This window comes from Desulfovibrio sp. GTC20076, from assembly GCF_055385905.1.
In genome coordinates, this window is sequence record NZ_AP039366.1 from 540,320 (window position 1) to 553,602 (window position 13,283).

Annotated in this window: 9 protein-coding genes and 1 tRNA gene; 3 read left to right on the forward strand and 7 right to left on the reverse strand. The window is 58.4% G+C overall.

Annotation, left to right across the window (positions count from 1 at the left end):
* Nucleotides 1–19 precede the first annotated feature (19 nt).
* From ACZ495_RS02445 to ACZ495_RS02455, 3 genes are all read right to left on the reverse strand, one after another.
* On the reverse strand, nucleotides 20–2,077 hold the full coding sequence (locus ACZ495_RS02445; protein ID WP_464262553.1) for a GAF domain-containing hybrid sensor histidine kinase/response regulator: 2,058 nt from the start codon (nucleotides 2,075–2,077) through the stop codon (nucleotides 20–22).
* Nucleotides 2,078–2,340: 263 nt separating this feature from the next.
* On the reverse strand, nucleotides 2,341–3,918 hold the full coding sequence (locus tag ACZ495_RS02450) for a dephospho-CoA kinase (RefSeq protein WP_012625224.1): 1,578 nt from the start codon (nucleotides 3,916–3,918) through the stop codon (nucleotides 2,341–2,343).
* Nucleotides 3,915–5,300 carry an NlpC/P60 family N-terminal domain-containing protein gene (locus ACZ495_RS02455; protein ID WP_072311606.1) on the reverse strand — a complete coding sequence of 462 codons (1,386 nt, stop codon included), beginning with the start codon at nucleotides 5,298–5,300 and terminating at the stop codon, nucleotides 3,915–3,917. Before ACZ495_RS02455 ends, ACZ495_RS02450 begins: the two co-directional genes overlap by 4 nt.
* Nucleotides 5,301–5,454: 154 nt before the next feature.
* On the opposite strand from ACZ495_RS02455, the gene ACZ495_RS02460 reads away from it, so the two are divergent.
* Nucleotides 5,455–5,530: transfer RNA gene (locus ACZ495_RS02460), tRNA-Glu, on the forward strand.
* A gap of 108 nt (nucleotides 5,531–5,638) precedes the next feature.
* On the opposite strand, the gene ACZ495_RS02465 is transcribed toward ACZ495_RS02460, so the two are convergent.
* From ACZ495_RS02465 to lysA, 4 genes are all read right to left on the reverse strand, one after another.
* A complete protein-coding gene (locus ACZ495_RS02465; RefSeq protein ID WP_394027298.1) occupies nucleotides 5,639–5,971 on the reverse strand; it encodes a YnfA family protein in 333 nt (110 codons plus the stop codon).
* Between the two features lie 167 nt (nucleotides 5,972–6,138).
* On the reverse strand, nucleotides 6,139–7,032 hold the full coding sequence (locus ACZ495_RS02470; RefSeq protein WP_012625221.1) for a DUF2156 domain-containing protein: 894 nt from the start codon (nucleotides 7,030–7,032) through the stop codon (nucleotides 6,139–6,141).
* Nucleotides 7,033–7,085: 53 nt separating this feature from the next.
* On the reverse strand, nucleotides 7,086–8,498 hold the full coding sequence (locus tag ACZ495_RS02475; protein WP_232088692.1) for an MATE family efflux transporter: 1,413 nt from the start codon (nucleotides 8,496–8,498) through the stop codon (nucleotides 7,086–7,088).
* 191 nt (nucleotides 8,499–8,689) lie between these two features.
* The gene (gene lysA, locus ACZ495_RS02480; RefSeq protein WP_072311608.1) at nucleotides 8,690–9,967 is read right to left on the reverse strand and encodes a diaminopimelate decarboxylase; all 1,278 of its coding nucleotides are present in this window, start codon (nucleotides 9,965–9,967) and stop codon (nucleotides 8,690–8,692) included.
* Nucleotides 9,968–10,247: 280 nt separating this feature from the next.
* On the opposite strand from lysA, the gene ACZ495_RS02485 reads away from it, so the two are divergent.
* Together ACZ495_RS02485 and ACZ495_RS02490 are read left to right on the forward strand one after the other, a co-directional pair.
* Complete coding sequence (locus ACZ495_RS02485; RefSeq protein WP_012625218.1) at nucleotides 10,248–10,670, forward strand: FKBP-type peptidyl-prolyl cis-trans isomerase; 423 nt, start codon at nucleotides 10,248–10,250, stop codon at nucleotides 10,668–10,670.
* A 147-nt stretch (nucleotides 10,671–10,817) separates the two neighbouring features.
* On the forward strand, nucleotides 10,818–13,010 hold the full coding sequence (locus tag ACZ495_RS02490; RefSeq protein ID WP_012625217.1) for a glutamine synthetase III family protein: 2,193 nt from the start codon (nucleotides 10,818–10,820) through the stop codon (nucleotides 13,008–13,010).
* Nucleotides 13,011–13,283: the final 273 nt, after the last annotated feature.

Below are 13,283 nucleotides of genomic sequence, written 5' to 3' on the forward strand. Positions count from 1 at the left end.
TGAAGCGGCGCGGGTTTGTTCAGCAGAGGCCAAGCCACTGAACTATCTTGTTGCGCAGCGTTACCAGATTAAAAGGTTTGGCAAGGTAGTCGTCCATACCTGAATCCATGATTTCATCCATAGTTTCGGGCATGGCTACGGCTGTCATTGCGATGATGGGCAGAGCTTTGCCATGTGGCGCTTTGGGCAGATTACGGCGGATTTCACGGGTGGCATGCAGGCCGTCCATAACAGGCATATATACATCCATAAATATCATGTCATAGCATGTTTGCAGCGCCATGTGTACGGCTTCACGGCCGTTATGGGCAAGGTCGCACTCAATATCGAGATGGCGCAGCATGGCTCTGGCTATTTCCTGATTGATCTCGTTGTCTTCTACCAGAAGTATCTTGAGGTCTGCGGCGTTCTGCAGGGGCAAAACTCCATGCGCCTCATCGCTGGTTTCGCAATAGATATTGCGGGCGGCGGTACATGGTATGCGCAGATGAAATCGCGAACCTTCGCCAAGCCTGCTTTCGCACCACAGGCTGCCCTGCATAAGCTCGGCAATACGTTTGCATATGCTCAGGCCCAGGCCCGTGCCGCCAAAGCGGCGGCTGATGCTCGAGTTGGCCTGCGTATAGGGATCAAAAAGGTGCTGCTGGTATTCGTGGCTTATGCCCATGCCCGTATCTGACACCTCAAAGTGCAGCCAGTCACCATCGTCGTCCTGTTGCCGGTGGATGCGCAGCCCCACCTTGCCCCTGGCGGTAAACTTGACCGCGTTGCTCATGAGGTTGAGCAGCACCTGTTTGAGGCGCAGACTGTCGCCCCAGAGCTTGAGAGGCACATCGTCATCCAGGTGGCATTGGTACTCAAGCCCTTTCTGTTCCATGGCAAAGCGCACGGATGTGTGAACAAAATCCAGTACTTCCTCTACCATAAAATTGACGTTTTCCAGCTCCATCTTGTTGGCCTCGATTTTTGAAAGATCGAGAACATCATTGATGATAGCCAGCAGGTTTGTGGAAGAAGAGCGGATTTTCAGCAGATATTCCTTGAGTTCCCCATCCGGGCCACTTTGCAGGGCCAGATGGGTGAGGCCGATGATACCGTTGAGCGGTGTACGGATTTCGTGGCTCATGTGGGCCAGAAATTCCGTTTTGGCCTGAGAGGCAATAACGGCTGACTGTTTTTCATGCCGGGTGCGCAGGATGTCGGTTATATCCGTGCTGATGGAAAGCCGCACGGGCCTGTCATTGTCCCATTTGATCACCTTGTCTACCACGGTATACGTGCGGTTGGTGACCTCGTTCTGGTAGGTCCACTGGTAGGCTTCGCCTGTGCGGCGAATAATGGGGTTGGTGCAGTAGGGGCAGGGGCTGTCCCGGCCCATAAGCCTTTTATGACATCTGTCGTCTTCGCTTTCTTGCGGTGTGGGAAATGTTTCTGCAACGCTTTTATTGGAAAAAAGAATCCTGTTCGTTTCCATATCCACGATGCATACGGGATTGGGAAATGCGTCAAGAATGTCACGAAGCTGTTTGTGCTTTTGACGCAACCTGCCGTAAAGACGAAAATGGGTGAGCACCATGGCCAGGATGTTGCTCAGCAGGTGGCATATATTTACGTCATCCTGTGACCAGCCTTGCCCGGAAATGCGCCTGGTGAGGCAGATGCCGCCACAAAGCCCGCCTTCGTGAACAATGGGAATGCAAAGGGCAGCCCTGACCTGACGCGCGAGAAAAAACTTTTTTTGCGGTCCTTCGGGCATCTGCCCGGTATCAGAAATGCAAAGTTCTTTACGCTGCAAGAAGGTGTCGAGCAGGGGGGCCATGTCGTCCAGCGTTGGCAGGGGCAGCGGGCAGGCGGCGCTGGGTACGGAGCTTGTCCATACAAAAGGCTCGGCCCACCGGCTGTTGGCGTATTCAAGAAGAACCACCTGTCCGCAGTGCAGGGTTTCACCCATACTGGCGAGGCTGGCGTGCAAAAAGGGGGCTTTGTGATAATGCAAAAGTGCCGAGCTGGAAATTTCCAACGCCAGAATCATAGGGTTGACGCCGGGACCGTCTGGGGCCTTGCTGTGAACTGGCATGCGGCACTCCGTAAAGGTTAAGATTTCCAGCGACATTTGCCTGATAACATAGCTGCCGCCCGGGAAAACAGGATCACCTGGCTACGGCATGGGAAAAGTCTGGCCCGCGGCGTACCGTTTCCGGCAGAGGCTCATTTTTTGCCCTGCGTCTGGAAAAAAGTACACGCATCAGGCGGTTACGATGAAATAGGAACTAAAGAGCCAGCATATCCGGATAAAGTAATATGTGTCAATGAAAAGAGTACGATAGAGCGAGTGTTTACTTAGTCCGAACTCCAGATCCTGCCCAGTGTGCGGGCTTGTTCTTCCTTTTTTTCCTGTTCAAGAAGGCGCAATTTTTCAACCAGACCAGCGGCTTTTTCCTGAAGTCGGGGCAGGTCGTCTTCATTGGTGATTACCATATCACAGGCGCCCATTTTGCGGTCTTCAGGCCATTGCCATTCCTCGAGGGCGGCCATTTTTTCCTGATTCCAGCCCCGGTGTTCTGCCGTGCGCGCGCTGCGTAGGGGCAGGGGGCAATGTACGCCCACGCTGAGCGGTACAGGCCTGAAAACATGCTGCCAGCCGCACTCGAAATAAAGCGGAATTTCGGCGGCGGCCAAGGGGATTCCTGCATTTTCATGCTGCTGCCAGAAGTCAGCGATGCGTTGCTGTGTCAGGGCGTGAACCGTCTGTTCCACATCACGACGGAGAACGGGGTCTTCCCGCATGGCGGCCATGAGGGCGCTTCTGCTCACAGCGCCGTCGGCCCCAAGCAGGCCGCCGCGCAGCCGGCCGATCCACTGGCTGCCAGCGCCTCCCGGAGCGTAAAGATCTGCCACCACGTCATCGGCGCTGATGACAGGCACACCCAGCGCGGCCAGGCTGGCCGACAGCGTCGATTTGCCGCTGCCCGGATTGCCCGTGATTACCAGCCGCTGCATTCGCTGCATGGCGGCCAGAGCGGCATCCGGCATGTCGTGCGGCGGCGGGCAGGTAAAACGCATGTCTTCGCCGCTTGCAGGGTGGGTGAAACCCAGCCGCCATGCGTGCAGCATCTGGCGGGGAGCCATGTTCTGCACAGCTTTGGGAGCGTAAAGTCTGTCGCCTAGCAGGGGGTACCCCAGATGTGTCATATGCACCCGTATCTGATGGGTACGCCCTGTATGAATGCGCACGGCCAGCAGCGATACGCTGCCGTCGTCCGTGTTCCAGAGTCTGCGCCATTCTGTGAACGCATTTCTGCCGCCCTGGTCTTCCGGGACCACGGCCATTTTTATTTTGGCTGTGGGGTGCCGCCCCAACGGCTCACGGCACTGGCCTTCAAGCGGCGGCAGGCCGCTTACAAGGGCCAGATATTCCTTGTGAACCTGGCGCTCGGCAAAAGCTGCAGCCAGAGCCAGGCAGTCGGCTTCTGTAAGGGCGACTACAAGAAGGCCGCTGGTATCCTTGTCCAGGCGGTGCACAATGCCGGGTCGCTGCCCTTCAAGTCTGGACAGTTGCGGAAAGCGCCCCAGAAGGCGCTGCACCAGCGTCTGTTCCGGGCAGGACGGGCACGGATGAACCGTAAGCCCCGCGGGTTTGTTGCAGACCACAAGGTGATCATCCTGCCAGAGCAGTTCCAGATGCCCTTCTTCGGGCTGAAGGCGGTCCGGATGTTCCGGCAAGTCCAGAGTCACGGTCTGCCCCATGCGCATTTTGGCTGCGGGGCGTTTTTCCGGCAGTCCGTCCACGGTACAGCAACCGGCCTGCACGACCTTTTGCAGGGCTGCCCGTGAAAGTTCCGGAACCGTGGCACCCAGTATGCGGTCAAGGCGCTTGCCCGCTTGCCCGGCTGTTATTTTCAGTTGCAGCCTGCTCACTGGAGTGTGTCCGCCGGGGTTGAGAGGGTGCGCAGCCGGTCTACAAAGGTGGTGCCGCGATAGAGGTTTTTCAGTTCGTCACCGGGCGTGATGGACGTAACCACGGCCCTGCCGATGACAAAGCGGGCATTGTTATCCGGGCCGTCAATGGTGCGCACTCCCCACACATTATGGAAAATGGCGGGGCGGCCGCGATACTTGCCCACATACAGGGTGATGTGGCCGCGCATGCCCACAAGGCTCAGAAAAGGTACGCCGTTGCGCAGGATTGCCTCTTCTTTTTCTTTGGCACTCATGCCTTCAAGGGAGCTGATCGCGCCGGTGCGGGCCTGGGCCACGGAGTTGCGGGGCAGCCAGAGGCCGAAAGGTGTAAAAAGATCACGTGTAAGGGCAGAGCAGTCCCTTTCGCCGAACATGCCGCCCCAGCCGTAGCGCTGGCCCATCATGACGTTGCCCACGCGGGCTACGTTGGCCGGTGTCAGCGGAAGCGGGCGAAGCGCGGCATCACCCGGAGCAACCGTCACGGGGGTGGTGGCTGCCATGCCGTTGCCGCCCTTTACCGGGGCAAGCAGGCCCACGGGATTGATGTCGGCGGCGCCGCCCGGCAGGGGCAATATGGCACCTATGCTTACACTCTGCCCGTCGGCGGGGCCGGTGATGCCGTTCGCGCCGCCAAGATGCACATTGTCTTTGACAATGGCGGCAAACCTCGAATTTCGGTATGCAGCAGCAAAGCCTTCGTCCACAAGGGCAAGGTCATCGGCGTCGACCCATCCTCCGGCTATGGGGCATTCTACAAAATGCCAGCGTCCGTCGCGCGAGGTATGGGCAATGAGCACAGGCGTTCCCAGGGGAAGCAGGGAATACTGGAAGTAGTCGAACGGATTTGCGCGCGGGTCCGGGGTAGGTTCGGAAAAGCGCGTCTGGTGTGTGGGCATTTCACGCAGGTCGGCATTGCGCACGGTGATGGCCGCCTGGGCGCGTGAGGGAAAATTTTTGAGGTCGGCATTGCGGGCTATGGCGTCCCATTCCGTCTGGGTCCAGCGTTCGCTGCCCTGTCTGTAACCCCTGGCCTTGCCGAAAATGGCCGCCACATCACGCTTGCGCATGGATGTCTTGCGCATGTCCCACGGGCCGAAAAATATGCGGTCAAAGCGCGCGACCTGACGATCCTGCTCGGTCTGGGAGATGAGGCGCCTGTCCGGTCCGGCATTCTGGGCGTAAACTTCAAGATTCTGGGGAAACTGGCGCAGGTCTGCAATGGTTCCCATCCAGTCCGGGGTATGACCGTCGCGGGGTGGGACGTTTTTGCCGCCGCAGGCGGCCAGAAGCAGCAAGGTGAGTGCCGGCAGAAGCAGGCGAAGGCGGGAAAGCATGGGCATGATCCTCCGGAAACCGGCCTCAGGTACGGGCCGTTTATTTAAAATAGCACTTCAAATATATAAATGCCAATATATTGTTTTTCACAGCTTTTCGCTGTTGCCGGCCGTTGCGGTATTGACATCGCAGCGTGCCCTCCTTAAAAGAAATCTCGCTGTCACCATCGTCTATCCGGTTAGGACGGCGGCCTCTCAAGCCGCTAAGACGGGTTCAAATCCCGTTGGTGACGCCAGTTTTTCTGAAAATGCAGCGCAGTTTGCCGATTGGTTTGCCGTTTGTATTTTTTCAGGGGCGTGAAGGTTGCCACCTTCGCGCCCCTTTTTGTGTTGTGCGTATGGGGTCAGGCCGGGCTGCCCCAGCCGGAAACAATGATAAGCATCCCGGCCAGAGCCACGCCGCCGCCTATCATGTCGGTGGTGGAAAGGTTCACGCCATCTACAAATTTGAGCCACGCCAGGGCAGTTGCCACATACACGCACCCATAAGCAGCATATACCCGCCCACTGGCGGCAGGGTGCATGGTCAAAAGCCAGGCAAAGGCGGCCAGGCTCAGAGCCGCCGGGACCAGAAGCCAGGGAGAGCCGCCCTTGCGCAGCCAGACATAAGGCAGGTAGCAGCCCACGATTTCGGCAACAGCCGTGACCACAAACAGCAGAAATGTTTTCAGGATCATCTTTTTCTTCTTTTCCGCAGTTGACGAAACCCCTCACGGCCAGAATGCCAGAAGCGCGGGCCGGGGTCGAGTGGCTCATGCCGGTTCCCGGGGAAAAATGAAAGCGGAACGACCAGGGGCCTGCCCGGGCCGTTCCGCCGCTGCATGTGGGCATGCAGTGCAAAAGCTTATGCCTTGCGGATGCGTACCTTGTATTTGCGCAGAAAATCTGTGGGCATGTAGGTCATTTTGGCCTGACGCAAGCCTTCTTCGTCCAGGTCCTGTGCGCGGTTGATATAGGTGAATCCGGTTCCGGCGCGGCGGGCAAACGTGCAGTTGATGGTCTGGTATACGCCCTTGAAGCCGCTGAGGCCTTTTTCGTAATGCACTCCAAGGCTTGTGCCGTCAAGGTTTTCGCCCACGCTGAAAGCTACCATCTTGCCATCCACATACAGCGACCCGCCTACAAGGCTGCGAAAGCTGTTCCAGTGGCTGAGTACACGGTTGATAGCCTCATTTTCGGCACGCAGCGATGGGGAGTCTTCGCATTCGTGCCACTGGCACCAGTCGTCCTGTACGGCCAGCACGTCTTCGATCATGCGGTCGTCCAGGTCGTGATAGTCTGGTTCGCCGTAGTTTTTGATGTAGCTGTTGTAGTGATTACGTTTTTTATGAAAACGGTTGCCAGGCAGGTCGGCAAGCTCTTCCTGCTTGTACAGGTATTCCCATTGCCCCCTGTCTTCTTCGGCGTCTACCAGGCCGGGCAGGCGTTCCTGCCAGACATGAAGCAATTCTTCGGGTACACGCACCACTTCATGGGCGGTTTCATTGAACGAGCAGGGCAAAAGGCTTTTCCAGTCCACAGCATTCCAGTCACCCACGGGGGCCCAGCATACTTCATAAGGACGGGTCTGGCGTATCCAGCACATACTGTCTTCAAAGCACCATTCAAGACCGTAGTATTCCTGCCAGCCCCAGAGGTTGGCAAGAGTGTAGTCCAGCGAGCGCTGGGGGGTGCGTTGCCAGATGTCATAGTAGCGCTGGCTGTCGTCCAGGCTTACGGGAATGAATTTTTTACTCACGGTTGTTCTCCTTGGAAAGGCCCGCGCGGAAAGCACAAGGGTTCTGCGGGCCGTCAGGCAGGGTGCGGCTGGCGGATCCTGCTCATGGCAAAGCGCATCCAGTCGCGGCGCAGCACCACGTAAAGCATGATGCTGGTCTGCAGGCATTGGGAAACGAGCATGGCCACAAAAACGCCCGAGGCCGTACCCCACAGCATATGTCCGAGCAGCCAGCCCAGGGGAAGGCGCACCAGCCAGAAGGTGCCGCCAAAAATCATCAGATTGTACTTGGTAGCTCCCGCCCCGGTCATTACGCCGCCCATGACGGTGCTGGCAATGGAAAAGGGCGTGGAAAGCAGGTTAAAGGTCAGGTAATTCACAATCTGGGCCTGTGTGCCAGGCTCCTGTGAAAGCATAAGGGCGATCTCCTGCCTGAACGGCCAGAGCAGGGCTGCCATAAGGCTCATGGCCAGGGCAGCCGCGCCGACCATAAACAGGGCAACTTTCTTGGCTTCGGCGGGCTTGCCCGCGCCAAGGCTGTTGCCTACAAGCACGGCGACACTCATGTTAAAGGCCATGCCCGGCAAAAAAAGAAGCGCTTCGACCCGCAGGCCGGCGGTAAGTCCGGCCAGGGCGTTCACGCTGTCAAAAGGCAATGAGGCTACCAGTACGAAAAGGGTCAGGTAGCCGGACTGCCAGACGATCTGCGCGGCTCCTGCGGGCAGGGCCACCTTGACAAGATAGGGCAGGCCAGCCTTGAGCCAGCGCGGGGTAGGCAGGGTGCGGCGTTGCAGGTAGCCCGAATGGGCAAGCAGGGCGCAGTTGCATACCGCACCGAGGCATTGTGCGCCCACCGTGGCCCATGCAAGGCCCATGTAACCCCAGTTGGGCAGCCCGAACCAGCCCAGGCCGAAGCCGAGACAGGCCAGCAGATTGGCTGCGCACACCACGGCCGCCACCCATAACGGCGGAATGACCTGGCGCGTAGCGCGAAACATGACGCCCGTGGCAGCGTATACGTATTGGGCGGGCAGGGCCAGCATGCTGACCTGCCAGAGTTCTTTTGTCACAGGCATGATGCTGTCCGGAACCATGAGCATGCCCAGAATGGCATCGCCAAAGCGCCAGCCCAGCAGGGCCATGACAAAGCCAAGGCCAAAGCAGCCTATGACCGTGGTTGCCACATAGCGCTGCGCGCGAGCCACCTTGAGTGCGCCCAGCGACTGGCTCACGGCGGCGGTGGCTCCGCTGGAAATGGCCATGGCAACCACCATGAGAAAGATGCCGCACTGGTTGACCATGCCCAGGGCGGCCTGTACTTCGGCGCTTATTTGTCCCGCTACCCATACGGCCACAAAACCCATGAAGAACACAAGGTACATCATGAGCATCTGGGGCCATGTGAGACGCCATACGGCGCGGGGTGAGGTGCTCAGGTCGGGGGTTGGCCGAAGCTGAGGAGCGGACAGGCCGCGTTGTTCGATCACGGCAGAATCACAGTTCCGTTACGGCAGTCCGTCACGAAGTTATATGTGGCAGGATAAGGGCGCCATTTCATGGCCGCACGGCGGTCCTTGACAGCGGCAGGTTCGCTCGGGGTGCGCAGGGGTGCGTCGTATCCTTGGGCGGTATGCCGCGTCCCGGCAGGGAACCGGGGTTTCATCTCGCGCGACCGCGCCTATATAAGCCCTTCAAGGCAGCGGGCCAGATCGTCAGGCGATTCGCGCCGGCGGATGAGCCGTGCCGTGCCGTCACTCTGAATCAGCACTTCCGCCGGGCGGAGGCGCTGATTATAGTTGGAACTCATGGTAAAGCCATATGCGCCGGCGTCAAGTATGCCGAGCACATCGCCTTCCACAATTTCCGGCAATTCACGGTCTTTGGCCAGGATGTCGCCGCTTTCGCAGATATTTCCCACCACGGTCTGCACCATGGTTTCACGCTTTTCGTGACTGTTTTCGCCGTAGATTTCCACATCGTGGAAAGAATCGTACATGGCCGGGCGCACAAGCACATTGAAGCCAAGGTCCGTACCCGCATAGCGCTTTTCGCTGTTGTTCTTCACGGCGTGCACGCGGCCCAGCAGCACACCGCATTCGGCAGCCACGTAGCGGCCCGGCTCAATGAGAAAGCGGCCCGTATAGCCTGTTTTTTCGGCCCATGCGCTGATGAGTGCGTGCAGGCGGCTGCCCAGTTCGCCTGTATCCAGGCGGGGCTGGCCTTCATACTTGCGGTATGGGATGCCGAAGCCGCCGCCGAAGTCGATGATTTCAAGGTTTTGCAGCGCGCCCTGGGGCAGTTGTTCTGCCAGGCGCAGCAACACCTCGGCTGCATCCAGGTAGCCTCCGGCCTCCATAAACAGGGAGCCGATGTGCTGGTTTATGCCCGCCAGTGTCATGTCGTGCTTTTGCAGCAGGGCAAAAACGTCGTCCATCTGTTCTGGATTGACACCGAACTTGGTTTCCTTGCCCGCAGTGACGACCTTGGCGTGATGCCCTGCGCCAATGCCGGGGTTGAAGCGAATCATGACCTTGCCGCCCTTGTTGATACGGCCGAGATCGTCCAGTTGCGCGACGGAGTCCACGCTGATGAGCAGCCCGTGCTTGAGGGCATTCTGTAGTTCTTCCACAGAATTGTTATTGGAGATATAAAGAATCTGCCCGGGCGTAAATCCGGCAAGCAGGTCCATGTGCAGCTCGCCGGGACTCATGGCGTCTACTACCAGGCCTTCTTCGCGCGCCATGCGCAGCAGCACGGGATTGGAATTGGCCTTGACGGAATAGTTGACCCCGAAGCCGGGATGGCTTGAAAGGCCCATGAGGTCTCGGCAGCGCTGGCGCAGGACGTTTTCGTTATAGACATAGAGGGGAGTGCCGAAGGTTTCGGCCAGTTCGCGCGGGGTATGACGGCCGTAAAACTGGAGCTGGTCAGTGTAGCTGGAGCGGATGTCGGACATGGGTACCTCGGGGATGCCTCAAAAAATTTCTGGTGTGCCCGCGCGGGGCGGCAATCTACGTTTTGGGTAAGTAACAATTATCGTGGTCATGGTGTACGCTGTCAAGCCCGTGGTCTGGCTGCCGCCCGGGTATACACTGTCACATTGACATAAAAAGCGTGCCGTGTTTTGGTTTCTTTTTTCACTGCGGGCGTTTTTTGCGCTTGTGCCGCAGGGGCGCGAGCATTGCACCACGCGGCAGGGCGCCCGCCCAAACGTCCGCAAGACCCCTGGAGTATTTATGCCCATCAAAAAAGGCGACACAGTGCGCGCGCACTATACGGGAACCCTGGATGACGGCACGGTGTTCGACTCTTCGCGTGAGCGCGATCCCCTTGAGTTCGTCATGGGCCAGGGCATGCTCATTCCCGGTTTCGAGGCCGCGGTTGACGGCCGTGAGGCCGGAGAAAGCGTTACCGTAACCATTCCTCCGGCCGAAGCCTATGGCGAAACCGATCCGGAACTGGTCTTTACCGTGGCCCGCGCCCAGGTGCCGGACCACATTCCCCTCAACGTGGGCGTGCCGTTGCAGCTTTCCAACGAGCAGGGCCAGATGGACGTGACCATCACCGAAGTGACCGCTGATGAAGTGACCCTTGACGCCAACCATCCGCTGGCTGGCAAGGCTCTCACCTTTGAAATAGAGATTGTCAGCGTCAACTAGCAGACGCCGGGCCGGCGGGCAGATGTCTGCCGGCCTTTTTCAGGGCTTTCCGGCATGTGGCGGCACGGGCCGCCCGGACGCCGCCGGCAGCAAGCGTTTTCCAACGAATTTTGGTGCGTCACCCCTTTTTCTGACGCGAGGTTTGTAATGAGCAGCAAAACCGCCAGACACAGCGCCATCCAGGCCATCACCACCTACAAACCCGAAGCGGCTCCTCTCAATTTCGCCGATACACGGCCCACGGACATCTTCGGTTGCAACGTGTTCAATGATCGCGTCATGCGGGAGCGCCTGCCCAAGGCCGTGTATCGCTCGCTGCGCAAAACCATTGAATTCGGCCAGCGTATGGACCCGTCCATAGCCGATACCGTGGCGGCGGTCATGAAAGACTGGGCCATTGAAAAAGGGGCAACTCACTTTACCCACATTTTCTATCCGCTTACCGGGCAAACGGCTGAAAAGCATGATAGCTTTCTCATGCCTGACGGCGCAGGCGGGGTGATTGCGGAATTTTCAGGCTCCATGCTCATCCGGGGCGAACCGGACGCTTCGTCCTTTCCTTCCGGCGGCCTGCGCTCCACGTTCGAGGCGCGCGGCTACACCGCTTGGGATGTCACAAGCCCCGCGTATATCATGGAAAATCCCAACGGAACCTTTTTGTGCATCCCCACTATGTTCCTTTCATGGACTGGTGTGGCCCTGGACAAGAAAACTCCGCTGCTGCGTTCAAGCCAGGCCCTCAATCGCGAAGCCAAGAGGGTGCTGAGCCTTTTCGGTATTGAGACGGAACTGCCCGTAGTGGCCTATGCCGGGCTTGAGCAGGAGTATTTTTCCATTGATCACAATTTTAACTTTGCCCGTCCCGATATCCAGATCGCCGGACGCACTCTTTTTGGCGCACGCCCGGCCAAAGGGCAGGAATTCAGCGACCAGTATTTCGGCGTGATCCCCCAGCGCGTACTTTCCTATATGATGGAAGTGGAGCGCGAGCTTTACAAGCTGGGGGTGCCAGTGCGTTGCCGCCACAACGAGGCCGCCCCGAGCCAGTATGAAATCGCGCCTCTTTATGAGGTCAGCAATGTGGCCGTGGACCATAACCATATTATTATGTCCACCCTGCGTAACGTGGCCAAGCGTTACGGCCTCAAATGCCTGCTGCACGAAAAGCCCTTTGCCGGAGTGAACGGGTCAGGCAAGCACGTGAACTATTCCATCGGCAATGCCGATCTGGGTTCTCTTTTTGAACCGGGCGAAACGCCGTATGCCAACGCCAAGTTTCTGGTGTTCTGCGCGGCCATGATCCGCAGCGTGCACAAGTTCGGCGGTCTTTTGCGCGCCACCGTAGCCAGCGCCAGCAATGATCACCGCCTGGGCGCCAATGAGGCTCCCCCGGCCATCATGTCCATCTTCCTTGGCGACATGCTTACCGAGGTTTTCGAGGCCTTCCGCGCCGGGCGGGTTGACGATGCCGTCAATGGCAAAAAGCGCGGCGCGCTCAATCTCGGCGTGGATACCCTGCCGCCCCTGCCGGCTGACCCGGGCGACCGCAACCGTACAAGCCCTGTGGCCTTTACGGGCAACCGCTTTGAATTCCGCGCGCTCGGCTCCAGCCAGTCTGCCGCTGGCTCCATCACGGCGCTCAACGTCATGATGGCCGACTCGCTGGGATTTGCCGCCGACTGGCTGGAAAAGGAACTGGCGCAGGGGCGCGATTTCAGAACCGCTCTGGAATCGTTTATCAGCCATGTCATTGAAGAGCACAGCGCCGTTATCTTTAACGGCGACGGCTATTCTGAAATCTGGCACAAGGAAGCCGTGCGGCGCGGCCTGCCCAACCTGCGCACCACGCCCGAAGCGCTGCCCGAGCTTACTCGCCCTGAAGTGGTTGAGATCTACGAAAAGGCCGAGGTGCTTAACCGGGCAGAACTCAAGGCCCGGCAGGACATCTATCTGGAGCAGTATTGCAAGACCGTGCGTACCGAGGCCAACCTGACCATACGCATAGCCCGTACCGTCATTTTTCCCGCAGCCATGCGCTATCAGGGCGAACTGGCGTCTACGGCGGCCAGCATGCAGGCTATCGGCATGGAGCCGAAAATCTTCACCCTTGAAGAAGTGACCGGGCAGTTGCGGCAAATGCAGGCCGCCACTATGACCCTTGAAAGCGTTTTGACCGAGGTGGACGCGCAGGGCCTGGGCATGGAAGCCGCCCGCCGTTACTGCAACGAGGTGCTGCCGTGCATGAACGAAGTACGCCGCCATGCCGATATGCTCGAAACGCGCGTTGCCGATGATCTGTGGGCTTTGCCCAATTATCAGGAAATACTGTTCGGCAAATAGGGTTTGTGGCGGCATGCCCGCTCAGGTAAACAACAGCGGCCCTGGCCCTGTTCACGCCAATGCCCTGTGGCATGCGCGCTGTGTGAAAAGGGCCGGGGCCATGTACTTTTTTTACAGGCGCTGCAGTTGAAAGGCTGTCTTTGAAGGTCGTGCACTGTCTTTATCCCTGCTGCGCGCGCAGTTTGTTGTTGACAGAGGCGCGGACGCTGTGTAACGTTTTAAAAAATTCTAGAGGAACGTATTTGTATGAGCACTTTCTCCAACACCATTTCT

Coding starts and splice junctions, on each gene's coding strand:
- ACZ495_RS02445 (WP_464262553.1), bottom strand. CDS start 2,077: ATGCCAGTTCACAGCAAGGCCCCAGACGGTCCCGGCGTCAACCCTATG.
- ACZ495_RS02455 (WP_072311606.1), bottom strand. CDS start 5,300: ATGCCCATGCTTTCCCGCCTTCGCCTGCTTCTGCCGGCACTCACCTTG.
- ACZ495_RS02465 (WP_394027298.1), bottom strand. CDS start 5,971: ATGATCCTGAAAACATTTCTGCTGTTTGTGGTCACGGCTGTTGCCGAA.
- lysA (WP_072311608.1), bottom strand. CDS start 9,967: ATGTCCGACATCCGCTCCAGCTACACTGACCAGCTCCAGTTTTACGGC.
- ACZ495_RS02485 (WP_012625218.1), top strand. CDS start 10,248: ATGCCCATCAAAAAAGGCGACACAGTGCGCGCGCACTATACGGGAACC.
- ACZ495_RS02490 (WP_012625217.1), top strand. CDS start 10,818: ATGAGCAGCAAAACCGCCAGACACAGCGCCATCCAGGCCATCACCACC.